The 22,480-nt window shown below is 45.6% G+C and carries 29 protein-coding genes; 26 read left to right on the forward strand and 3 right to left on the reverse strand.

The window, feature by feature from the left end; all coding sequences use genetic code 11:
* Nucleotides 1-33: 33 nt before the first annotated feature.
* Nucleotides 34-327 carry a type II toxin-antitoxin system HigB family toxin gene (locus tag HMPREF1536_RS24130; RefSeq protein ID WP_007653100.1) on the reverse strand — a complete coding sequence of 98 codons (294 nt, stop codon included), beginning with the start codon at nucleotides 325-327 and terminating at the stop codon, nucleotides 34-36.
* 172 nt (nucleotides 328-499) lie between these two features.
* On the opposite strand from HMPREF1536_RS24130, the gene HMPREF1536_RS24135 reads away from it, so the two are divergent.
* The 6 genes from HMPREF1536_RS24135 to HMPREF1536_RS24160 all read left to right on the forward strand — a co-directional run bounded on the left by HMPREF1536_RS24135 (nucleotide 500) and on the right by HMPREF1536_RS24160 (nucleotide 3,745).
* On the forward strand, nucleotides 500-838 hold the full coding sequence (locus HMPREF1536_RS24135; RefSeq protein ID WP_028728382.1) for a DsrE family protein: 339 nt from the start codon (nucleotides 500-502) through the stop codon (nucleotides 836-838).
* Between the two features lie 57 nt (nucleotides 839-895).
* The gene (locus HMPREF1536_RS24140) at nucleotides 896-1,312 is read left to right on the forward strand and encodes a DUF3788 family protein (RefSeq protein ID WP_028728381.1); all 417 of its coding nucleotides are present in this window, start codon (nucleotides 896-898) and stop codon (nucleotides 1,310-1,312) included.
* A 6-nt stretch (nucleotides 1,313-1,318) separates the two neighbouring features.
* The gene (locus tag HMPREF1536_RS24145) at nucleotides 1,319-1,774 is read left to right on the forward strand and encodes a DUF3795 domain-containing protein (RefSeq protein WP_028728380.1); all 456 of its coding nucleotides are present in this window, start codon (nucleotides 1,319-1,321) and stop codon (nucleotides 1,772-1,774) included.
* Between the two features lie 47 nt (nucleotides 1,775-1,821).
* Nucleotides 1,822-2,247: a GNAT family N-acetyltransferase gene (locus tag HMPREF1536_RS24150; protein ID WP_028728379.1), complete on the forward strand. Its 426-nt coding sequence runs from the start codon at nucleotides 1,822-1,824 to the stop codon at nucleotides 2,245-2,247.
* An 84-nt stretch (nucleotides 2,248-2,331) separates the two neighbouring features.
* Nucleotides 2,332-3,120: an aspartate dehydrogenase domain-containing protein gene (locus tag HMPREF1536_RS24155; protein WP_028728378.1), complete on the forward strand. Its 789-nt coding sequence runs from the start codon at nucleotides 2,332-2,334 to the stop codon at nucleotides 3,118-3,120.
* A gap of 37 nt (nucleotides 3,121-3,157) precedes the next feature.
* On the forward strand, nucleotides 3,158-3,745 hold the full coding sequence (locus HMPREF1536_RS24160; protein WP_028728377.1) for a sugar O-acetyltransferase: 588 nt from the start codon (nucleotides 3,158-3,160) through the stop codon (nucleotides 3,743-3,745).
* A 79-nt stretch (nucleotides 3,746-3,824) separates the two neighbouring features.
* Here HMPREF1536_RS24160 and HMPREF1536_RS24165 read toward each other — a convergent pair whose 3' ends face one another.
* Nucleotides 3,825-4,709 carry an NAD(P)-dependent oxidoreductase gene (locus HMPREF1536_RS24165; RefSeq protein WP_028728376.1) on the reverse strand — a complete coding sequence of 295 codons (885 nt, stop codon included), beginning with the start codon at nucleotides 4,707-4,709 and terminating at the stop codon, nucleotides 3,825-3,827.
* 108 nt (nucleotides 4,710-4,817) lie between these two features.
* Here HMPREF1536_RS24165 and HMPREF1536_RS24170 point away from each other — a divergent pair, with 108 nt between their 5' ends.
* The 20 genes from HMPREF1536_RS24170 to HMPREF1536_RS24265 all read left to right on the forward strand — a co-directional run bounded on the left by HMPREF1536_RS24170 (nucleotide 4,818) and on the right by HMPREF1536_RS24265 (nucleotide 20,224).
* Nucleotides 4,818-5,207 carry a VOC family protein gene (locus HMPREF1536_RS24170; RefSeq protein ID WP_028728375.1) on the forward strand — a complete coding sequence of 130 codons (390 nt, stop codon included), beginning with the start codon at nucleotides 4,818-4,820 and terminating at the stop codon, nucleotides 5,205-5,207.
* Between the two features lie 37 nt (nucleotides 5,208-5,244).
* Nucleotides 5,245-5,772: a signal peptidase II gene (locus HMPREF1536_RS24175; RefSeq protein WP_028728374.1), complete on the forward strand. Its 528-nt coding sequence runs from the start codon at nucleotides 5,245-5,247 to the stop codon at nucleotides 5,770-5,772.
* A gap of 105 nt (nucleotides 5,773-5,877) precedes the next feature.
* Nucleotides 5,878-6,645, forward strand: a complete 768-nt coding sequence (locus HMPREF1536_RS24180; RefSeq protein ID WP_028728373.1) for a GNAT family N-acetyltransferase — start codon at nucleotides 5,878-5,880, stop codon at nucleotides 6,643-6,645.
* Between the two features lie 453 nt (nucleotides 6,646-7,098).
* A complete protein-coding gene (locus HMPREF1536_RS24185; RefSeq protein WP_007568835.1) occupies nucleotides 7,099-7,713 on the forward strand; it encodes a TetR/AcrR family transcriptional regulator in 615 nt (204 codons plus the stop codon).
* Nucleotides 7,714-7,808: 95 nt separating this feature from the next.
* Nucleotides 7,809-8,915, forward strand: coding sequence for a tyrosine-type recombinase/integrase (locus HMPREF1536_RS24190; RefSeq protein WP_007480249.1), 1,107 nt, complete (start codon nucleotides 7,809-7,811; stop codon nucleotides 8,913-8,915).
* A 79-nt stretch (nucleotides 8,916-8,994) separates the two neighbouring features.
* A complete protein-coding gene (locus HMPREF1536_RS24195) occupies nucleotides 8,995-9,438 on the forward strand; it encodes an Imm12 family immunity protein (RefSeq protein WP_005787127.1) in 444 nt (147 codons plus the stop codon).
* Between the two features lie 72 nt (nucleotides 9,439-9,510).
* Complete coding sequence (locus HMPREF1536_RS24200; RefSeq protein ID WP_007480240.1) at nucleotides 9,511-10,212, forward strand: PoNe immunity protein domain-containing protein; 702 nt, start codon at nucleotides 9,511-9,513, stop codon at nucleotides 10,210-10,212.
* Between the two features lie 9 nt (nucleotides 10,213-10,221).
* The gene (locus HMPREF1536_RS24205) at nucleotides 10,222-10,743 is read left to right on the forward strand and encodes a DUF7691 family protein (RefSeq protein ID WP_007480238.1); all 522 of its coding nucleotides are present in this window, start codon (nucleotides 10,222-10,224) and stop codon (nucleotides 10,741-10,743) included.
* A gap of 103 nt (nucleotides 10,744-10,846) precedes the next feature.
* On the forward strand, nucleotides 10,847-11,401 hold the full coding sequence (locus HMPREF1536_RS24210; RefSeq protein ID WP_007480245.1) for an imm11 family protein: 555 nt from the start codon (nucleotides 10,847-10,849) through the stop codon (nucleotides 11,399-11,401).
* A gap of 73 nt (nucleotides 11,402-11,474) precedes the next feature.
* Nucleotides 11,475-12,224, forward strand: coding sequence for a hypothetical protein (locus tag HMPREF1536_RS24215; RefSeq protein WP_007482664.1), 750 nt, complete (start codon nucleotides 11,475-11,477; stop codon nucleotides 12,222-12,224).
* Between the two features lie 73 nt (nucleotides 12,225-12,297).
* On the forward strand, nucleotides 12,298-12,690 hold the full coding sequence (locus HMPREF1536_RS28485) for a hypothetical protein (RefSeq protein WP_007482662.1): 393 nt from the start codon (nucleotides 12,298-12,300) through the stop codon (nucleotides 12,688-12,690).
* Nucleotides 12,691-12,762: 72 nt separating this feature from the next.
* A complete protein-coding gene (locus HMPREF1536_RS24225) occupies nucleotides 12,763-13,356 on the forward strand; it encodes a hypothetical protein (RefSeq protein WP_007482659.1) in 594 nt (197 codons plus the stop codon).
* Between the two features lie 47 nt (nucleotides 13,357-13,403).
* Entirely contained in the window at nucleotides 13,404-13,982 is a 579-nt protein-coding gene (locus HMPREF1536_RS24230; RefSeq protein ID WP_007482658.1) for a hypothetical protein, read from the forward strand.
* Nucleotides 13,983-14,044: 62 nt separating this feature from the next.
* The gene (locus HMPREF1536_RS24235; protein ID WP_007482656.1) at nucleotides 14,045-14,512 is read left to right on the forward strand and encodes a hypothetical protein; all 468 of its coding nucleotides are present in this window, start codon (nucleotides 14,045-14,047) and stop codon (nucleotides 14,510-14,512) included.
* Nucleotides 14,513-14,534: 22 nt separating this feature from the next.
* The gene (locus HMPREF1536_RS24240) at nucleotides 14,535-14,993 is read left to right on the forward strand and encodes a hypothetical protein (protein WP_007482655.1); all 459 of its coding nucleotides are present in this window, start codon (nucleotides 14,535-14,537) and stop codon (nucleotides 14,991-14,993) included.
* Between the two features lie 28 nt (nucleotides 14,994-15,021).
* On the forward strand, nucleotides 15,022-15,864 hold the full coding sequence (locus HMPREF1536_RS24245; RefSeq protein ID WP_032535963.1) for a helix-turn-helix domain-containing protein: 843 nt from the start codon (nucleotides 15,022-15,024) through the stop codon (nucleotides 15,862-15,864).
* Nucleotides 15,865-15,895: 31 nt separating this feature from the next.
* The gene (locus HMPREF1536_RS24250) at nucleotides 15,896-16,798 is read left to right on the forward strand and encodes an RteC domain-containing protein (protein ID WP_007482647.1); all 903 of its coding nucleotides are present in this window, start codon (nucleotides 15,896-15,898) and stop codon (nucleotides 16,796-16,798) included.
* A 35-nt stretch (nucleotides 16,799-16,833) separates the two neighbouring features.
* Entirely contained in the window at nucleotides 16,834-17,262 is a 429-nt protein-coding gene (locus tag HMPREF1536_RS24255) for a helix-turn-helix domain-containing protein (RefSeq protein ID WP_007482646.1), read from the forward strand.
* Nucleotides 17,225-19,297, forward strand: a complete 2,073-nt coding sequence (locus HMPREF1536_RS24260; RefSeq protein WP_007565634.1) for a bifunctional DNA primase/helicase — start codon at nucleotides 17,225-17,227, stop codon at nucleotides 19,295-19,297. The genes HMPREF1536_RS24255 and HMPREF1536_RS24260 overlap by 38 nt, the downstream gene beginning before the upstream one ends.
* 408 nt (nucleotides 19,298-19,705) lie before the next feature.
* The gene (locus HMPREF1536_RS24265) at nucleotides 19,706-20,224 is read left to right on the forward strand and encodes a dihydrofolate reductase family protein (protein ID WP_004326099.1); all 519 of its coding nucleotides are present in this window, start codon (nucleotides 19,706-19,708) and stop codon (nucleotides 20,222-20,224) included.
* Nucleotides 20,225-20,321: 97 nt separating this feature from the next.
* Here the strand turns inward: HMPREF1536_RS24265 and topB are convergent, their stop codons facing one another.
* The gene (gene topB, locus HMPREF1536_RS24270) at nucleotides 20,322-22,379 is read right to left on the reverse strand and encodes a type IA DNA topoisomerase (protein ID WP_087880998.1); all 2,058 of its coding nucleotides are present in this window, start codon (nucleotides 22,377-22,379) and stop codon (nucleotides 20,322-20,324) included.
* Nucleotides 22,380-22,480: the final 101 nt, after the last annotated feature.

Genomic DNA, 22,480 nt, shown 5'->3' on the forward strand with positions numbered 1-22,480 from the left:
CAGTTTATACGTGTGTCTCACGAATACAAAATCCTAAATTTTGGAACAATCTATTTTATCGTATTCTTTATGTGTGCCGATAAAGCGGATGAAAACCTTCCTGGCGGCAAACAAGATTATCGCAACCAATCTATACTCATTGCCCTTAATATTGAAAACAAACCTGTCATTACCCACATAATCAACACTATTGAACGTTTGCTTTATATCTGCCAGGCATGACCAGTCACTCTTTTCCGTCTTTTTGTACCAATCTCTCAAAGGAACATCTGCGTCAGCATGCTTCTTAGAATATTCCCTCAGAGTAGCAAATGTGATTATTCTCATGATTACTTCTTTGCGACAAAGCTACCCACTATTTTCCAAATATCAAAACATTTTTCCAATATTCAGAAACAACTCTAATAAAAAACAGAGATTATCCATCAAGTAATATTTAGTTCTATTTCTTTTATATACATTTGCGAACAGGCATAAGTCTATAGTAAATCATCTTACCATGAACGACAAATTAAACATTCTCTGGACAACCGACAATAAAGACACCATATTCAATATGTTAGCCATGTACACCCTCAACTCCAAGAAGAGAGGCTGGTGGCAGGAAGTGAATGTGATTCTTTGGGGAGCTTCCGTAAAGTTAGCCGCCCAGGACACACAGGTTCAAACGGAAATTCTGGAAATGCTTCAAACGGGTGTCACCGTCGAAGCCTGCCAGGACTGCTGCGAAAGGTTCGGAGTGAAGCCTGTAATCGAGAAACTGGGAGTTACCGTCAGATATATGGGAGCTCCGCTAACCGAATATCTCAAAAACGGAGAAAAGATATTGACTCTTTGATTTGCAAAATATACCTACAAAATAAACTTTATTTTTCACACCGAAATACACAACATTATGGAACTTCCTATTTTAAAAGACAAAAACATCTTCCCCACTAATGAAGTCCTTGCTGACGTTCTGGAGACTAGTTTTCCTGCATTCGAAACATTCAGCGCATCGGCCGAAGCCGCCGGCCTTACACTCGAATGGAACTATTACAACGACGGGAAGGTCTGGTTGTGCAAAGTCCTGTCGAAGAAGAAAAACCTCGCGTGGCTGGTTGTTTACCAGAACTACTTCAGAACCACCTCCTACTTCACCGAAAAGCATCTGGATCGTATCGCCGACATGGAAATTACGGAAAGCATCAAAGAGGAATTCTACCGGGCGAAACCCAGCGGAAAACTCATCCCCATGAGCGTTGTCATCACCGAAAAAGAGCAGGTGAAGGATGCCTTGTCTATGATACTTTTCAAGAAAGGATTAAAATAAACGCATATGCAACCTAACGAGATCATAAAGAAACATATCGCCCCTTACGGACTTCACTGCGGGGGCTGCTTTGCCTTCAACGGTGGCAACATACAGAAACACAGCACCGAACTCATCAAAAGCCTGGGTAACTTCGATGTTTATGCCCAACGCTTCGTCACCATGCTCGACGAACCAGTCTTCGAAAACTACCAGAGTTTCAAAATGATGCTGCATTATTTCTCGAAAGCCAAATGCAACGGCTGCCGTGAACAGGCATGTGCCCTGTTCAAAAGTTGCCATGTCAGGGATTGTTTCCATGAGAAGGGTGTCGATTTTTGTTTTCAATGCACCTCCTTCCCCTGCGAACAAACCGGGTTCGACGAACATTTGCAAAAACGTTTCATCTCCATCAACGAAAAAATACGGAAAATCGGCATCGAAAACTATTACGAGGAGATAAAAGATGTTCCTCGATACTAATGCAAAAAATAAACATCATCTCCATTTCTATTAAACTAATTACCAACATGATACGCAAACTCAAAAAACAAGAATACAGCGCCGCTTCGAAATTATCGCTTGAAGTATATTTGCATAGCGGGCAAGCTGACTTTAACGATGAAGGGTTGGAAGCCTTTAAGAGTTCCATTTTCGATAATCAGTACATGGACAAACTGACAATCTATGGAGCTTTCGAAAATCAGGAGCTCATCGGTATCATGGGAATAAAGAACGAAAACAACCATATTTCATTATTCTTCATCAAACCGGAGCATCACAGGAAAGGCATAGGAAAAAAGCTATTCAACTATATGATGGCCGACAATCCAGCGCTGGAAATGACAGTCAACTCCTCTTCTTATGCCGTACCTTTCTACAAAAGTCTCGGGTTTAAGGAAGTCGGCGAAAAGCAATGTATTAACGGGTTAACATTCTTTCCGATGAAGAAATAAGGTGTTTCCCACACTCCCTCCTTTATTTATTTTATTTCAAGAAGAAGATAAGAGCAACACATAAATCAAGTACCTTTGTCCATCATGAAGAAATTAGTAATTGTCGGATGCGGACGGCTAGGCGGTATCGTCGCCGAAGCCGTTATCAAAGGCATTTTGCCTGAATATGATTTAGTTGGTGTCTATTCCCGTACGGTATCGAAGGCCGAAAGCATGGCCGCCCGGATGCAGGAACAGGGAAAACCTTGCCTAGCGTGTACAACCATAGCGGATTTGCTGGCGCTGAAACCCGATTACCTGGTGGAAGCCGCCTCGCCTGCCGCCATGAGGGAATTGGCTATCCCCACCCTGAAAAACGGTACTTCAATCGTAACCCTTTCTATCGGAGCACTTGCCGACGATGACTTCTACCGCGAAGTCTCGGAAACAGCCAAGGCACACGGCACGCGCGTCTACCTGGCCTCCGGAGCAACCGGCGGTTTCGATGTGTTGCGAACGGCTTCCCTGATGGGAAATGCCTCCGCGAAGTTTTTCAACGAGAAGGGCCCCAACGCCCTGAAAGGCACGCCCGTTTACGACGAGTCGTTGCAAACGGAACAACGTACCGTCTTCTCCGGAAGCGCAACAGAAGCCATCAAGCTCTTCCCAACCAAGGTCAATGTCACCGTTGCCGCCTCACGGGCTTCGGTAGGCCCCGGGAACATGCAGGTCACAATGCAGTCCACCCCCGGATTTACGGGCGATACACAACGGGTAGAGATCAGGAACGACCAGGTACATGCCGTAATCGACGTCTACAGCGCGACAGCCGAAATAGCCGGTTGGTCAGTAGTGAATACGCTGCTGAACATCACCTCACCCATCGTCTTTTAAGAGGTTCATAACAATCCTTACCGAAAAAACAGTCATTATGGAAACCAACTATCAGAAATTCCTGTCGGGAGAATATTGTAACCGCCTGGATAAAGAAGTGTTTGATATGATCGTCCGTAACAAACAGTTGCTTGCGGAATTCAATTCGACCGACATTTCAGACAGCGAAGCAAGGACGGCTTTGCTGCATAAGCTATTCGGTCGCGTCGGAAAACATTCGAGAGTCGATATAAACTTCCACTGCGAATGCGGCAAACATATCTTTATCGGGGATAAAGTGATTATCAACATGAACTGTACCTTCCTCGACAACAATTATATAACGATAGGAAATAACGTCCTGATAGCTCCCAACGTGCAACTCTACACTGCAACCCACCCGGTAAGTGCGTCCGAGAGATTTGTGGAAGACTGGGATGAAAACTCGGGAGAGCTGTTCTTTCGTACAAGAGCGCTGCCTATTACGATAGGAAACGATGTCTGGATTGGTGGCGGAGTAATCGTACTGCCCGGCGTTACTATCGGTGATAACTGCGTAATCGGTGCCGGAAGCGTTGTCACCCAGTCAATACCCTCCAACAGTCTGGCGGTCGGGAATCCCTGCCAGGTTGTCAAAACGATATAAAAACATAGAGCACGCGGATAAAACACTGATAATTAATATTTTTCAGTGATTATCCGCGTGCTACCTATTCCAACTCTGTTTATTTGCAATTGGCTGAAAGGTTTGCCAACACTTTCTCGCTCAGACGGTCAAAAGCCTGGCGCGTACGTCCTGTCGAGACTTGCATGCAACGTACATGCGGATGGTTCAGCAGGTGGCTGTCTCCCAATGCTCCGGCGGTATCGCAGAAGCAGAGGTTGTCGCCTTCGAGCCATTTCATGAAGGGAGCCTCGTCCCAGGCCGGAGACAAACCGGTGTTAAACAGTATCTTTTTATTGCCCAACTGCCCGAATTCGGCTTCATGCAACAGGACGGTGTTCTTATTCAGGCAGCAGAAAACGGCTTCGCTCTGCGATAACAGTTCGCCAAGGGGCAGGAAACGATAGCCCTTCCCGCGTGCCGCCTCTTTCTCGCTCCGGGCGAAATAGGCAATATCAGCCCCGAAAAACTTCAAGGCATCCGCTATCATGCCACCGGACTTACCCAGTCCTACGATACCGACTTTCATCCCGGTAATCTCACGGGGAATGTCGTCCCACGCCTCCTGCTCAAAACCATGCAGGCAACGCACCAGTTCGCTGATGACATACTCCACCACCCCTTCATCTCCATAATCGCGGATACCGGTAACAACGATACCCCGTTCGTTCGCATAGCGAATATCGACATTCGCGCTTTCCGGCGAGTAAAGCGAGCAACACATCCCGATATACCGAACGTTCGGGCACTTTTCCAGTGCCGCCCTCCCAATCCGCGAGGTGTAACTCAACAAAACAGCGTCCGCATCCCCGATACGGCTTGCCACCTCCTCATCGCCGGAGGGTATATCGTCGTACATAATAACTTCTTTCGCAAAATCTTGCAATTTCTTTTCTGCTGATGGAATCAGGCTTACAGGCTCTATCGCCACAAGTTTCTTAAACATCGGAATTTTTACTTATTTTTATCACACAAAGATAGCCCTTTCTTCCCACAAAGCGGAATTATCCCTCTCCATTCTTACAAATCAAAAACTTATTCTATCTTTGGGAACATGGAAACAAAGAAAGCTACAATCAGCAAAATCAACGTCGTCGTCGATTGCAAAGATGCAGGCATCATGGCACGTTTTTACAGTCAGCTTCTGAATTGGGAGTGGACACACCCGCAGGCAAACGGTTGGTCAGCCATCACTTCGCCCGCCGGTATGGTCATCGCCTTCCAGGAAATTGAAGAATACGAACCACCCGTCTGGCCCTGGCAGGCAGGGAAACAAGGGCAGATGCTGCACCTCGACTTCTATGTGGACGACCTCGAAGAAGCCGTCCACCATGCCCTCAGTCTGGGAGCACGCCTTGCCGGTGAGCAATATTTCAAAACTTCCCGCACATTGATCGATCCCGCCGGCCATCCTTTCTGCCTGGATACGGACGAACCGGAGTAAAGAACAGATTACCTATCCCACAAACACGGAATAAATTATGAAAACCAAAGAGATTATATGGTGGATATTTCTACTGGTCATCATCGATCAGGCGACAAAGATTGTGATCTATCATTTTTATATGGATACCCATTTTGAGATTATCCCCTCGCTATTCGAGTTCAGTCCGGTATTCAACGACAAACACAGCTACGTCAACTATCTTCTAAACCAGAAACTGAATATCAATATGGGCTTCTGGATCCACATGGTCATCTTCGCCGTGGCCGAATGTATCATACTGGCATTATACGTCTTCCTCAGAAGCCTGTCAAAAAAAACGAAGCTCCTAGACATCGGCATCTCCTTCCAAATTGCGGGACTGATTTGTGCTTTGCTCGGTAATATCGTCTGGGAAAAGGGGGTCTTGGATTTCATTTACCTCAAACCCCTATTTGTTTTCGATCTGAAGGATTTATACAATAATTGTTTTGTTGTTCTCCTTCTTATATATGTACACAAGCACAGGGAAAAAGTAAATACGGCAAAAATAAAAGAGGTCATCAACCAGCTCCGCAACAGATAGCAGAGGGTATGTAGGGGATGGCTTCTGAAGAGTACATCCATTACACCTAAAAAACAACGACACAGCAAACAACAAAAATTTATATACCTATAAAACAATAGTATGATGGAAACAAAATACATCACCCTGACAAAAGAAAACATCGGAACGGAACATATTTGTTGCGCCTTCTCCGACAAAAAATGCAAGGAAGGCTACGAGCTGAAAAAAGAATGGCTCAGGAAAGAATTCGACAACGGATACGTTTTCCGCCGCCTTGACGAACGTGCCAAGGTATTCATCGAATATGTTCCCGCCGAAAAGGCCTGGGTTCCCGTCGACGCTCCCGGCTATCTGATGATAAACTGTTTCTGGGTATCAGGACAGTACAAAGGATGCGGACACGGCAAGGCACTATTACAATCCGCCATCGACGATGCCCGGTCGCAGGGAAAGGCAGGACTGGTCACCGTAGCGGGTACATCCAAGTTCCATTTCATGAGCGATACCAAATGGCTTCTGCGCCAGGGTTTCCAGACAATAGAGAAGCTCCCCAACGGTTTCAGCCTGTTGGTTCTGAAGCTGACGCCCGATGCTCCCGACCCTTCTTTCAAGGCCTGCACGAAAAGTGGGGAATGCGAGGAGAAAAACGGGCTGGTCGTTTACTTCACCAACCGCTGTCCATACACGGAATACCACGTCCTCGGTTCGCTGGCAGATGTAGCCCAAAGTAAAGGAATCCCGCTGAAAATAATCAAACTGGAGACGATGGAGCAGGCACAGGCCGCCCCCACCCCGGCCACCATATTCACGCTTTTCCACAACGGGCAGTTCGTCACCACCGACCTCAGCGTATGCCTTGAGAAACGGTTCGAGAAGGCAGTAAAGATATAAGACGGCGGAGACAATCATTTCCCAAACCCATAGCCCCGGACTGCTTCGTGCAATCCGGGGCTATAACGTATCAAACGCAAAAAATCCTTGCAAGTAACTTGCAAGGATTTCTTATTCTCCAGCGGAGAGACAGGGTTTTGAACCTACAACTCTAACCGCTTATATTTCAGCTACTTCGCTTTCAAAATTTCAAATAGGTAACGAAACAGTAACGATTTTCAGATGTTGGGCTTGTCCAACTTTGACCGCTGTTTGTCTGCCTAACTTTCGGGTTCAAAGATACGGCTTTCTTTTGAAACTCGCAAATATCTGATAATAAATATTTTTGGGTTAGTGCAAGGTGCAAGCTATATATATAAATATATACTTGCACCTTGCACTAAAAAAAAGCACTGGGGTACAAATGGTTAAAACAAAATCCGTATCTTCGTAACCGATTAAAAACAAACGTGTATGATAATAACTAACCGTGAAGAAGTAATAGATAAAGCGTTCGGCGTATTTGTCAGGATGAACTACGAGAAAGCAAGCATCATCACGCTTGCCAAAGCCTGCGGGGTGACAAAAACGGGTATCGTTTATTATTTTCCGCACAAGTTGGATTTATTCATGGCTGTGGCGGACAAATACGTGTTGCAAATGCACGAACCGGAAAACAAGTTTGCCGCTCCTGCCGATACGTTGACGGAGTTCATCGGGCAATACGTGGCGGGAGTAGCCGCTTCCATGAAAAGGATTGTTGAACTGATTGGCGATAATTGCAGCCCGCATGATTGTAGTCCTAACTTCTACTACTTTCATTTCCTGTCACAAGTGCGCATGTACTATCCGGGTATCAGGCAGAAAATTGAGAAAATCTACCGACAAGACTATGACCTATGGGAGAAAGTCATACAGAAGGCAAAAGAAAGCGGGGAAATCAGGAGCAACACGGACGTGAAGAAAACGGCTATCTTGTTCCGGCAAATGTTTTTAGGACTGTCATACGAACAAGCATTTCTGAACGGTCTGAACGTGGACGAACTGGCAGAAAATTTTCGCCATATCTATTCGCTGCTTAAAGCCTGATACTCTTTTGTTTTTTTAACCTCTATTATTTTTGAACAGATGTTCAAAAAGTGATATTTTTATCTTATCTTTGGAGCGAAGCAAAATTCAGCGACATGGATAAGGTTCAGAAACAGAGAGGAAGCATCGTTCTGTACAAGGAAGAAAGAAACGGTGCGGACTACATACGGATAGAGTATGTAAACAGTCAGGCTGTCGCCCTGCTGCTCGCCCAAGATACGGACGTGGAAAAGACAGGCAATAGTTCTGCCTACATACCTGCCACCGCTTTTAAACTGCCGGATTTCTATGACCGCTATTCGCCCCACGCCTATATTGATTACAGCCGGGTTTACGTGCGGCATCCCAAACCTAAAAGGGAATACATACTGCCGAGAGGCTACCTCGAACTGCTGGAACAGAAGCGGTACAGCCTTTCCACCATAAAAGCCTATAAAATCTATTTCAGCGACTTCATGGAATACCACAAGGGGCAAGACCTTGACCTGCTGACGGTCGAGGACATAAACAGCTATATGCTCCACATGGTAAAGGAAAAGCACATATCCGCCACCCAGCAGAACATGCGCATCAACGCTATCAAGTTCTATTACGAGAAAGTCCGGAAAGGCAAGCGGCAATATTATGGCGGGATAGCCCGTGCAAAAGAGTACAAGGCATTGCCCGAAGTATTAAGCCGGGAAGAAATGAAAAGCATCTTTGCACAGTTATCCAATCGGAAACACAGGTGCATGATTTCTCTTATTTACTCTGCCGGACTACGCCGAAGCGAACTTCTGAACCTGACACCCCAAGACATCATCAGCGAACGGATGCTAATCAGGATTGCCGGAAAAGGCAAGAAGTGCAGGTATTCCCTACTGTCGGAAAAGCTGCTCAACGAACTAAGGGCTTACTACCGGGAATACAGACCGCAAAAATGGCTTTTTGAGGGCGAACAGGCAGGCGAACAATACTCGCCCAGCGCATTGGTTAAGATATTGAAAGAAGCGGCAAGGAAAGCCGGAATAAAGCATCGGGTACACCTGCACATGCTCCGGCACACGTTCGCCACCCACCTGCTGGAACAAGGGACAGACCTAAGAACCATACAGGAACTTATGGGACATACCGATATAAAAACAACGGCAATTTATCTGCACGTATCGAACGCCTATAAAGCAAAAATCCCCAATCCGCTGGATTGTTTGGATGATGATTAGACAATGATTTAATAGTGAATAGGAACTACACCATAAGGTGCGTTTATCGAAAAATTATTGCTAACTTAATTAAGGAAGTATGGAATTTACATTAAATATAGTATATGGTGGAGAACTTAATGCATCTAAAGCCTTAAGTCCCTTTGTGCGCAATATGAGGAAAATTATAAAAGATACATTTACTTCATTTGAAAATGAAGCTGTTACCATGTTTAAGGTAACATTGTTTTTTGATGGTGATATTTCATCCTATTATAACGGAACAGGAATATATCAACCAAGATATTACAATGTTAAAAAAGAATATGTGGTTAGTTTTTGCATTGACAGGACACAATGGACTGGGAATAAGGAAAAAGATTTAAACTATTTCATTTTTACAATAACAAGTTTGATGATTAAAAATGGAGATTTGATTTTGAATAAATTGGCTAAATATAAGTACGCATTTGATATTAATTCATACAAGCATTGTGTTGATATTTGCAGCAAAAAGATGAATGATATAGTGAATGAAATATAGCAATAACAAGCACCTGTTCCGCCTAACGGCGGCAAGCTGCAACCCATTAACATCAAAAAGCAGTGTACCATAATGGAAACAAGAGATAAACTTTTTACAGAAGAACAGTATTTGAAGCAACTGAAAATGTATGATGAAGATATTAGTTATTATGAACAAATGCATCTTTCAGGAAAACATATAGGTTACGATTCTTTGTTCAATTATAGGCTTCGTTATTTATTAGTACAGTATTCTATGGGACAGGATATTGATAAGCTGAAAAACAATTATGTGAAAGCCCTCAAAACAATGCCGAGATTTTGGACGGACAACGGATTTTATATTGAAATGTTGTGGCTTCTGTCAATAGGCATTATGTTGGATTACGAAGACGACCTTATACATGGTCTGGTGCAACTGATAAAAGACAGAGAAGCTAAAGACTATATTTATGATACATTGATTAGATACAGATTTCCTGATTGGGAAAGGACAACAAACCAAGTATTATATCCGTCACCCTATCGAATTGCTATCACTGTTACAGAGTTGGCTGAACAAGACAAAGCAGAAGCGGTGAAACGATTGGAAAAATACCTCAAAAAAGAATGGTATCGAGGACATTCTGATTTATCTTGGCATGACGACCATAAATATGGTATCAACCATGACGGTTATTGGTGTTTTGAAAGCGGTGCATTGGTCAAGGTCTTGGGGCTGGATGATAGCAGCCTGAAAGGGTTGCCCTACTATCCATACGACATGGTACACTGGAATGACAATATTAAATGAAGAAAAGGTATGAGTTACTCTGTTTGTGCATATTTGACAGAAGCCGATAAGGTAAAGTCTGTTTATGGAACTTGTGATAATCAGCTTATAAACCAATTAAAGGTTGCGTTGAAGCAGGAACTTGACACTCTGAACGATTATTTCAGCGATAGCCTGAACACGGATAAAGATGCTTATGCAGCGTTGGCAGATATAGTGAACGGAGAAATCCGTTATCCCGAAATTGCTTTCATGTACGGGTATGTATATGAAAAGATTTGCAACCATTATGGAACGCAAATCTACTGTGCGGAAAACCTTTGGCAATTGGATAGCCAAAGTACATTCATCCCTATTCCATTGAGCAGTGATTTTCCCTATATCATCAGCATACCCGTTTCAGATTTGGAGAGCAAGCGGACGGAATACACCTCACTACAAGAGGGTAACGGTATCGGAGATTATGATTACGAGCAGGAAATGGACGACTTGAATTTCATTTTCGATGAAGCCGTTGAAGCGCAAAAAGACCTTGTTATTATGGTGTATTGATATGGTACACTGGAATGAGAATAAAATATGATGTTAACGAAGCAGGATAACGGACAAGCCGTTCCCTGCTAAACCATTATCAGTAATTAAATAGTGTAACATTATGAATATATATGAAATTGGACAAGACTTTGATAATTACAAGTTCTTTGTATTCAAGGAAGAAGATAAATCAAATAAAGATGTTTGGGATTATAATGGTCAATCACTTGTTAATGAGTGGAAAGGGCTTAGCTTAGAATTGTTTAAAGATAAAAGAAAAAAGAAAGACAAACGAAGTGAGGACTTTGATGCTTCTTGTTATTTTTCTGGTTGTCTGATAGTAAATAAAAGAACATCTTTATTGCTCGCTGAAAAGCTGAAAGGACAAATAGAAGTTTTACCTGTCAATGTAGACGGTAATACTTCAAACTATTATTTTATAAATGTATTGAATACAGTCGATGCCTTAAATATAGAGTCCAAGAGCAATGAAGAAATTTTGAAGATGATGAGAGATAATAATGGTATTTTCAATAAAGGAAATATCGGTTCATATATCATATTTCGGGATAGTCTGTTTAATAACAATTATTATTGCACAGATGAATTTGTAGATTTTGTGAAGCAATATTCAATCACAGGATTAAAATTTACATGTGCAGGTATCGCAAAATAAATCACTGATAACAAGCCAAGTTAGCTGCTAAACGCAGCTCCTTGTCAAGCCATTATAAACAGTAATGCAAAATATGAAACAGAAAATATACCATATCATTATCTTTTTACTCTTTTGGTTTTGTGGAGTAGCCTATTCACAAAATCCCAAAGCAGATATTTTGCAGCAAGACCTTTCGGGCTTGTTTGACAATTTAAGCATGATTGGCATATTAGGAGAAGATTGTAGCCGAATTGATATTCATATTACCGAAGTTCGGAAAATGGATAGTAGAGAATATGAGATAAAGGGTATCAGTCGTACCCGATTATCCGTAATCTGTCCGTTTAAGGGAAAGGTTTGTGTAGATAGCATTTCTTCCTGTTCCCAAATGATAAAAAGTGAATATACGGAATTGGACGGTTTCATATACGGGTATTACTCGTTTGCGGAATACGGAGATAAACGATATAGCGGTACATTCTCCGGTTCTTTCAAGCAGGGGTATCGGATGAGCGGACAGCAAATAGAGAAAGGACGGAATGAAATAGCAGAACTGAAATTGAACTTATCTGAATATCGGGGTAAGTGGAAATCCGCAAAGGGACTGACAAAAGTCTGTTCTTGGGCAGATGAGATTATACCCGATACTCCTGCAAACTTCTGCCTGTTTAATGATGCAGGCGAATGGATTGTATCACCGAAATATCGTAAGAATGGTTGGGAAAATCTATATAATGCCTATCACAATGAAAATCTGACAACGGACGAGATACAAAAGGCTCGTGAGGTGGAAGAACAGGAATGGTGGGTAAATAAAAGCCAATCATGCAAAGTAATTTGAGTTTATAACAAAGCGTGATAACGCCTAACAGCGTTCCCCGCTTAGCCATTACTAACAATACGAATAACTCTTTATGATAAAATTCATTTTAGATGCGATGTATTATCAGATATTCATATTTAATAGGGATAAATTTATATTGGAAAATCCACATGAGCGGACGATACAGATAATATGTGGAATATTATTTCTTCCTGTTATAGTATTGGCATATCTACTGATAGAGGAGAATTTCAATTATAAAACCCCTTTTGTGTTTTTCATCATAATCTATGTTTTATTATACAAGACATTCTGTTCGTATTATATCAAAAGGAAAAAAGGTATGGAAATTATAAGGAGTAAACCTCTGATATTTAATAGCCAAAAGGTTTCTTCCTTCATATCATGGATGATTTATCCCATTTTGGTTGTATTACTTTATTTTATAATAACACATCGTCATTGGCTAAAAATTATACAATAAAGATTTAATAAGTTAGTAACAACGAAAGATAGCATCTGACGATGCTCCTTTCTAATCATTAGATATAAAGACATGAGAATATTTGTATTGTATTGTTTGTTCCTTTTCCCACTTAGCTATGTTATAGCGAAAAACGGCTATGTGGAACAAAATTCAGTAAAGTATCATTTTTTGACTGAACAAGATACCCTTTATATAGAAACAGAAAAAACAGAATTTGAAACTCTATATAGGCTGTGTTTTAATCAGCACGATGAAAAGAAGGTCATTTTTGAGTTGAAAGCGGTAGATGATAGCAATATTGACTTCGTGCAAAGCTATACAATCAATGGAGTGAGAAAGTTTGATTGCTTTGCTGTGTATGATAATGTGGCAGACGGAAACCGTTTCCTGTTCTTTGATTATGAAAATCAAGCAGCTTACATAACGCCTACTTGTTTTTCCGGTTTCTATCCGATATGCAGTTCTGTGGACTTTTCAAAAACGGAAGTTTTATTACAAAATGAGCACTCCCATTTGAAACAGCTAAACGACACATTAAGTATTGATAGTAAAGTGGCTTATGTACCATTTAACTGTAATAATCGAATTATAAAGGCAACTTTAGTTCCATATCCTCAAGCGAGAAAGGGCAATAGATATCTAATAACGAAAGATAGCATCTAACGATGCTCCTTTCTAAGCATTCAAGGCATTAGCTGTAATTATATGACATGAAAATCTATGAGAATAAAATATTGAGAATACTTGGATTTATTTTTATTTGGATTTATGTATTCGGTGTGGGCATTTGTTTTGCCGGAAGGTGGTATGCCATTGGAATACCGGGAGTGGTTTTATTGCTTGTATGGTTAAATCACAATCTTATAGGTGCTGCTATTCGTAGATATAGAGCAAGGCAGGCAATCAAACAGATAAAAAAGCATGGAACACGATTATCGGTTGATTTAAGCCAATGTAAAGTCAGTGCGCAGAAATGGAGTAGCAAGAAGTCAAGGATGCAAGAGCCAGTCTTTAAGGTATTCAATTCATGGGAAACCCAGTTTTGGAATGGTGTTAGCGGCTCTTTGTTTCCTGACATTTATCATAGTGAACAAGTAGTGTCCACTGCAATATGCACCGTGACGTACACCACCCCATACAAAGGAAAGACAAAAACATTTCGCAGTGATGCAATTTTGAAGGAAAAAGTTTCATTGGAAATGCTATTGCAATATTATGGAGTGGCAACGATTTACATAAATCCGAAGAATGACAATCAATATTATTTTGATTTGGATTTTCTAAAATAGATACAGCTAACAACGCAGGATAACGGACAAGCCGTTCCCTGCTAACCATTAACAATAGTGCGATGAATAAAACTGTTCAATCCATAATAGCATTGACAGCTTTCAGTGCTTTGCTGATAGCCATAACATTATTTTGTGGTGGCTTAGGCTTTGGTCGTCTGTTCGGAATATATGGCATTATGGAATATTGTCTTTTGGGTATGCTTGTAATAATAGATATACTGGTAATCTACAAGGTCTATAAACTATATGCAATGCAGCCTAAAACCATAATGTTATTGTTGGGTTTGGAATGTTGCTCTATCCTTTTGTGGCTTGCCTTTATCTGTATAGACCAAAGTTTATTGGATTGGCAAATTACAAACTTCATATTGCAAGCTGTTTGTTTAGACGGCTTCACGGGAGATGAACGAGGATTGAATATGCTTGCAGTCTTATGTGGCATTGTTTATCCCCTTATTGGGATTGGGTGTTTATTCACCGGATTGGGATTTGTAAATAAGTTAGTAACAACGAAAGATAGCATCTGACGGCGTTCCTTTCCAAGCCATTATGAATAAAGGAATAAAAAATACAGATAACTATTTTGAACGAGTGAAGCAACGTGCAAACCGGACGAATTACAGATACTATTTTTTTGACTACCTATATTTCAAGGGAGAGGTTTGGGGCAAGAAGATAGGGCGGATGTCAGGTTTTATACTGCTGTTTTGGTATTGGTGGTGGGTAGTAGTTCTGCCCGGCAACTTTCTCCTGATTAACAGTGTACCGGAATGGTCGTCCTTACATCTTGGCTATTTAGGTGCAATGTTTTTGCTTATTTGTGTATTTATTCTTGCACGATACAGGAAAGCCCGTGTACAGGCATTGTTGAACCGCTACCGCCGCTCTAAGCATATCAGCGCAGTACAGGCATATTTTCTGTTCCTGCTGCCCTTTGTACTTTTCTTCTTAGAAACATGGCTGTTCGATGAATGGGGTTGGACGGATTGCGTGAAGTGGAACAAATGATATGTCATTCATATATAAAACATCAGATATGGAACAACGGATTACATCATTATTGCTTCCCGCTCCCGAAGCGGAGTTGGAAGCGTCCTGCAAGGAACTGGACGAAAAGGTAACATGGCTGCTGCACAACAGCCGGAAAATGGACAACTACTTGGAACTTGAACCGTTCAGCAAGGACGGGCGGCTGTGCGCCCACGTGTGCGACACGCTCAAAAGCCTGCCGGAAACGCCGACACTGGCGGCATACAAGGACTACAAGGCAATCATTATCCTGCTGGGTATGTCCACCACCCATTACGCCATACTTGACGAACTGGCGGAACAGCACCGCAAGCGGGACGAGATACCCGAACTGACCGCCTACTGCGATGCGCTCCACTGGATGCGACCGGGACGGCAGTACCTCTGCAACGTGTACAACACGGTATGCCACGCTTTCCACCTGCTGCGGAGAAACCCGGTAAGGGGCAACCGACTGCTGGTGACGGAAAAGGAACTGCGCCACGCCGAACGGATGCTGCCGGAACTGGGCAGGCAGACGTTCACCGAAATGGTACGTCTGAAAGGCTACATGGTCTATGATGCCGAGAAACTGGCGGACAAATGCGGCATGGAATACGGCTCGTTCCGGCGAAAGGTAAAGAAAATGACCGGGTACACGGCTAAGGAATGGGTGATAAAGGAACGGGTAAAGGACGTGGAACACTACCTGTTGAACACAAACCTCACGCTTACCGAAGTGGCGTTCACCACCGGGTTCGCATCGACATCGAACCTGAACGACTTCTGCAAGGCGTATCTTTTAGATACCCCCGGAGAAATACGCAGAAAAGCGCAGGAAACAAGAAAATGCACAGTTACAAGAACGTAATGTGAAAAATCAAGAATAAAACTGATTTTTTATGCCCGTAACTTTGTGCTTCATAAAAGATAAGCACAAGGTTATGGAACATAAGATACCGTTGGAAACATACTTCGCCGGACTGCTTCAAAAAGTGGAATGGCAGATACAGGAATACGAGGACACCGCAGCGGACACGCTGACGCTCTGCCGCCTGTGCGTGGACTACCTGCAAGAGATACTGGGCGAACTCAAAACCTTTATAATCTCCTACCCGTTCGCCAGCACGGAAGAAGAAATACACTTCTTCAAGGAACTGAAACCGCTTTTAGCGAGCAAAATCATCTATTACAATACCGTTTACAAGATAGAGGTGCGCTTCCCCAGCGGCAGCGAGGACGTGCAGCGGGACTACCTGCTGTCGGAAACCGACCGGATTTCAAGGTCGTTCCAGCGGAACTTGGCGTTCTACCAGTACCACCGAACGAAAGCCACCTACTTGGACAGGCAGTATTTCATACGTGGGAAGCCTGACATACAAATCATCGTGGACAGTTTCTATTACGAAACAGACCCACAGTTCAGCACCAGTCACGATTTCAAGGTAGCCAAGATTTTAGCCAACGAACTGCTGGAAATATACCTCACCAACCGTCTGCACGAGCTGGAACGCCGGGAACAGCGCAAGCGGGTGAAGAACGGCTTCATGGGCAGGCTGTTGCGCTGGACGGGGACGAAAAGGGCGTTGGTGGAACTTATCTACGCACTGGACGCCTGCGGCTGTCTGAACAAGGGAACGGTTGATATTAAGGAGATTGTAGCCTACTTTGAATACGTGTTCGACATAGACCTCGGCGACTTCTACCACACCTACATGGAACTAAAAGCCAAGACCAAAGACCGAACGGGCTTCCTCTCCACCCTGAAAGACAGGTTGCTGATGCGCATGAGGGAGCAGGATTAGGCAACCGTGCTTTAACAAAATTTATTTCGCCACAGGTGGGTACATCTGTGGCGTTTTATTTTTCAGGACACCCGAACTTTGCGGCAAATCAATCAGTTACCGTTATGGAAATAATAACATTCGAGTCCAAAGCCTACAAGGAACTGGACAACAAGATTACCGCCATTGCCGACTACATCTTCAACCACATGGAAACGGCAAGGCAAAGCGAGGAAGACATGTGGGTGGACAGCTACGAGGTCTGCACGTTCCTGAAAATAAGCGAAAAGACCCTGCAACGCCTGCGGGTGTCGGGGACTATCGCCTATTCCAACATCAGGGGACGCTACTTCTACAAGGTCAGCGAGATACGCCGGATGCTGGAAGAACGCCTGATAAGGAGCAACAAGGAGAACATCGACAACCTGATAACCAACCACCAGTTGTATGCTAAGGAAAGAGGAAATCTTAGAAAGGACAAGTAACGGGCTGGCGGTGTTCAAACACTACCTGCCCGGAAACTGGCGCATAGGTCGCAACTTCCTTAACCCGCTGTACGAGGACAGCAAGGCTTCCTGCAACATCTACTTCGACCGCCGGGGCGGTATCTACAAGATGAAAGACTTCGGCAACGACAGTTATAGCGGCGACTGTTTCTTCCTCGTGGGGCAGTTAAAGGGGCTGGACTGCAACCGGGCGGCTGACTTCGTGGAGATACTGGAAATCATCGACCGGGACTTGGGTTTGGGGCTGGCTTCCGGCACTCCGGTTTCCGTTCCCCCGGCAACCGTCCGCCGGGCAGTGCCGGACAAACCCGAAGAAACGTCCGAAAAGCCCGTCAAGCCCTACCAGTTCCGGGAACAGAAGTTCCCGCTTGCCGAACTGGTGTACTGGCAACAGTACGGCATCACGCCCGAACTGCTGGAACGTTACAAGGTCTGCTCGCTCCGGGAGTATCACAGCGAAACGGCAGAGGGCAAACCGTACACCTACACTTCATCGGTGGCAGAACCCATGTACGGCTACAAGGGCAAACAGCACATCAAGCTGTACCGCCCGTTCTCCACGCCCCGCTTCCTCTACGGCGGCAGCTTCGGCGAGAACTACAGTTTCGGGCTGGAACAACTGCCAGCCAAAGGCGACACGCTATTCATCACGGGCGGCGAGAAAGACGTGCTTTCGCTGGCGGCGCACGGTTTTCACGCTATCTGCTTCAACAGCGAAACGGTGACTATCCCTCCCACGCTGGTCTATCGGCTGACGTTCCGCTTCAAGCACATCGTCCTGCTCTTTGACATGGACAAGACGGGCAGGGAAAGTTCATGCAAGCAGGAAAAACTATTGGAAGAATTTGGCGTGAAACGCCTGCTGCTCCCGCTTCCGGGAACGAAAGAGGAAAAGGACATATCCGACTACTTCAAAGCCGGGAACACCCGTGAAGATTTCCTGAAGCTGTTTATCGAATTTTTAGACAACCTGTATAGCGACACATTGATTATGCTAAAATCATGCGAGATAGATTTCAACAACCCGCCCGCCAAAGCACAAGAGATTATTTCGGCGGGTGACGTTCCGCTGGGGACACAAGGCAACCTGTTCGGCATCACCGGGGGCGAGGGAACGGGAAAGAGCAATTATGTAGCCGCAATCGTGGCGGGCTGCATCTGCCCGGCTGGTGCGGAAGTAGATACGCTGGGCATACAGATAACCGCCAACGGCAGGCACAAGGCGGTCTTGCTTTACGATACCGAGCAATCGGAAGTGCAACTGTTCAAGAATGTAAGCAACCTGCTGGCACGTGCCAAACAGCCGGACAAACCCGATGAACTCAAAGCGTTCTGCCTGACGGGTATGTCACGCAAAGAACGCTTGAACGCCATTGTGCAGAGCATGGATAAGTTTTACTACCAGTACGGCGGCATCCAGTTGGTCGTCATTGACGGCATCGCCGACCTTGTTAAGAGTGCCAACGATGAAGCGGAAAGCGTGGCGGTGATAGATGAACTTTATCGGCTGGCTGGCATCTACAACACGTGTATTCTGTGCGTGCTGCATTTCGTCCCCAACGGTTTGAAGCTGCGGGGACATTTGGGCAGCGAGTTGCAGCGCAAGGCGGCTACAATCCTTTCGATAGAGAAAGACGATGAACCCGCCCAGTCGGTGGTGAAAGCCCTGAAAGTAAGGGACGGAAGCCCGCTGGACGTGCCGCTGATGCTCTTTGCATGGGACAAGGAAGCCGGGATGCACGTGTACAAGGGCGAGAAGCCCCGTGAGGAAAAGGAGAAACGCAAGGAAAGGGAACTGGTGAATGTCGCACATGACATCTTCGGGCGGCAGACACGCATCACCTACATAGACCTTTGCGAGCAGTTGCAGCAGGTATTGGACATCAAGGAGCGCACCGCAAAGAGCTATATCCGCTTCATGCGGGAAAGGGACATCATCACCAAAGACACGGCGAACCAAAGCTGTTTTGTCATCGGTTCATATCATCTTCAAAGGAACGCAAGCTGCCCGTAGGCGTATGGGCTGAACTTGTGTATTTTTAGGTGCTTGTGTCCTGCCCTGTTGTGATAACACGGCAGGATTTTTTCTGTTTGCACGTGATTTTTCAGGGTATTTGCTTAACTTTGCAGAAGTTACACGGAAAAGTAACGGCAGTTGGACGGCGGTTGCCGGAATATTGCCTTTATATATAACATATACGTTCGCCGAACGTCCCAAAGTAGAAAACTGGCACTTTTCAAAATGTGGGGATATTCAGCGCAGGATATGCTATGCGTTTGTCATAGCGTGGCTGCACTGTTTCCACATTTGGGTATGCCAGTACCTCTACTTTGAAACAGCGTCATGCCACGCTTTCTTTTTTGGGGTTGCGGCTAACGTGCCAAGACAGTAGGGATTTATATCACTTTAATACCTGACAATATGGAACAAATCAAAGCGCACATCGCCGTATCGCTGGACGGGCATACCGCCACGCCGGACTATGAACTGGACTGGATGCCCCGTGAGGTCAAGGAACTGGCGGCAAGGGAACACGCCGCCGCAAGCTGCCTGCTTATGGGGGCGAACACCTACAACTACATCTTTGAACACTGGGGCGGGTGGCCGCACAAAAGCAAACGGTCTTTTGTGGTGTCACACTACGACACCAACGTTACACCGGACTGCGGGGTGGAGTTCCTGACCGAAGAACCGCTGCAAAGGGTCTATGAACTGAAACAGGAAACCGACATGCTGGTGGTGGGTGGCGGCAAGCTGCTTACTTCATTGATTAAAGCCGGACTGCTGGACAGCCTGACAATCTACACCGTCCCGGTCATGGCGGGCAAAGGCATCGGTTTTGTCGGGGAAACATCCGGCTCGCTGTGGAAGCTCTCGGAAAGCAGGGTGCTGGATAACGGGGTGGTCTGTTCGACCTACCTGTTTGGCGGGAACATATAAAAAATGCGCCCGGTTTCCCTCCGGGCGCAACCACTAAAATTTCAATTATTATAAGCTGTAAAACCTATCACAATGAAATTTCAGCGGCAAAGATAGGCTATTTCTTCGGTTTCGCTTTCTTTTCGGGGAATGAAAAACCGACATTGAACTGCTCGTCCAGTACCAGCGAAGCATCGAAAGCCTTGCCGTTCTTGCCCTTGAAGCCCTTGATTAGCCCGGTCTTGCGTTTAGTCACCAGCTCGACAATCTGCTTGTCGGAAAGCTGCTTGTCGCACTTGTTGCGGAATATGGTAAGCGTGCAGTCCACGTTGGAACACTTCGCCACTTTCGGGTAGAACAGGATGCGCCCGCTGCCGCATTTCGGGCAGGGGCAGGTTTCACCAGTAGCGACAGATAGCTGCACCGATAGCAGTTCTGCGGTGATTTGCGTTGCGTACACCTCGATGCCCTTTCGGAACGTGTCGGCATCCATGCTGCCCGCTTCTATCTTGGCAAGGGCGGTTTCCCACATGCCCGTCATTTCGACATCGGCAATCTTCTTGTCCCTGACAATCCCATAAACGGCAAGCCCCTTGTCGGTAGGCACAAGGTTCTTCTTCTCACGCACGATGTACTGGCGGGCGAACAGCGTTTCGATAATCGCCGCACGGGTGGCGGGCGTGCCTATCCCGACATCTTTCAGGCTGGCTTTCAGTTCGGCATCTTCCAGTTCCCTGCCTGCGTTCTCCATTGCCGCCAACAGGCTGCTTTCCGTGTGCAGCGGTTTCGGCTTGGTCTGCTTTTCGAGCAGATCCACGCCGGAGAGTGGCAAATATTCTCCCTCTTGGAGTGGCGGCAGGCTGGCGGCTTCTTCATCCCCGCCCGTTTCCGGCTCGCCGAACACGGCACGCCACCCGGCTTCTTTCATCACAGACCCTTTCACCGTAAAGTCGGTATCTCCCCCTGACAGCAAGGCGGTGGTAACGTCTTTCACGCACTTGCCCGAAAAGGCTTCCAGCATACGCCCGGCTACCAGCTCGTAAACCGCCCGCTCGTCTTTGGAAAGTTCGCCGGGCAGGTTCTCGGTAATGATTAAGGCGTGGTGGTCGGTCACTTTGCCGTCATTCACGCTGCGGCGGTTCAGGGGTGTGCCGTCCAGCCCGGCGGCATACCCGGCAAAGCGGGAGTATTGCCCCAGCAGGGCGACACGTTCCGGCATTTCATCGAAAACGTCCTCCGGGATATAGCGGCTTCCGGTTCGGGGATAGGACATCACTTTCTTTTCATACAGGCTTTGCGCTATGGAAAGCGTCTTGTCAGCCGAGAAGTTCAGCTTCGTGTTCGCTTCCTTTTGCAGCGTGGTAAGGTCGTACAAAAGCGGCGGTTCTTGGCAGGCTTCTTTCCTCTCAACGGATTTAACCACAAGTTGCCCGGCATCCTTTACCCGTTGCAGGGCGGCTATGGCTTCGGGCTGCTGTTCCCACTTGGCGGTCGATTGGGCGGTAAAATTTATTCCCCCGCTGGCGGTCACCGCTTTGAGTTGCCAAAACTTGGCGGGTACGAAATTCCTGTTCTCCAAATAGCGGCCGCATATCATCACGAGCGTGGGTGTCTGTACCCTGCCCAGCGAGAACACCCCCTGCCCGGCAGCTACGCTCAACGCTTGGGTGGCGTTTATCCCTATCAGCCAGTCCGCTTCGCTGCGGGACTTGGCAGAGAGGTAAAGGTTATCGTAACGCTCTCCCGGCTGCAAGTTATCCAGCCCCTCACGGATTGCCTTGTCGGTAAGGCTGCTTATCCACAGGCGCACAAATGGTTTCCGGCAGTTCAGGTAATGGAAGATATAGCGGAAGATTAACTCACCCTCACGCCCGGCATCGGTGGCGACAATAATCCGGTCGCACTGGTCGAACACTTCCTTTATCACTTTCAACTGTTTCAGCACGCCGGGGTCTGCCTTGTACCCTTTCTCCGCTTTCACCTGACGGGGGATTAGCTGGAAATCGGGCGGCAGTATGGGCAGGCTCTCCCTGCGGAAGTTCGCCACGCCGTAGGCTTCCGGCATGGCAAGCTGGATTAAGTGGCCGAACGCCCATGTCACCATATACCCGTTGCCGGAAAGATAACCGTCATTACGCCCGGTCGCACCGATGATGCGGGCGATGTCCTTTGCCACGCTGGGCTTTTCTTATCACAAGTAAATTATTATCCAAAGCCTTTATTTTTGTCTGTCTGTATATCAGCTATTTAAACACATTACTTTATATTACAGCTTTG

The organism is Parabacteroides gordonii MS-1 = DSM 23371, assembly GCF_000969825.1.
Lineage (GTDB): Bacteria > Bacteroidota > Bacteroidia > Bacteroidales > Tannerellaceae > Parabacteroides > Parabacteroides gordonii.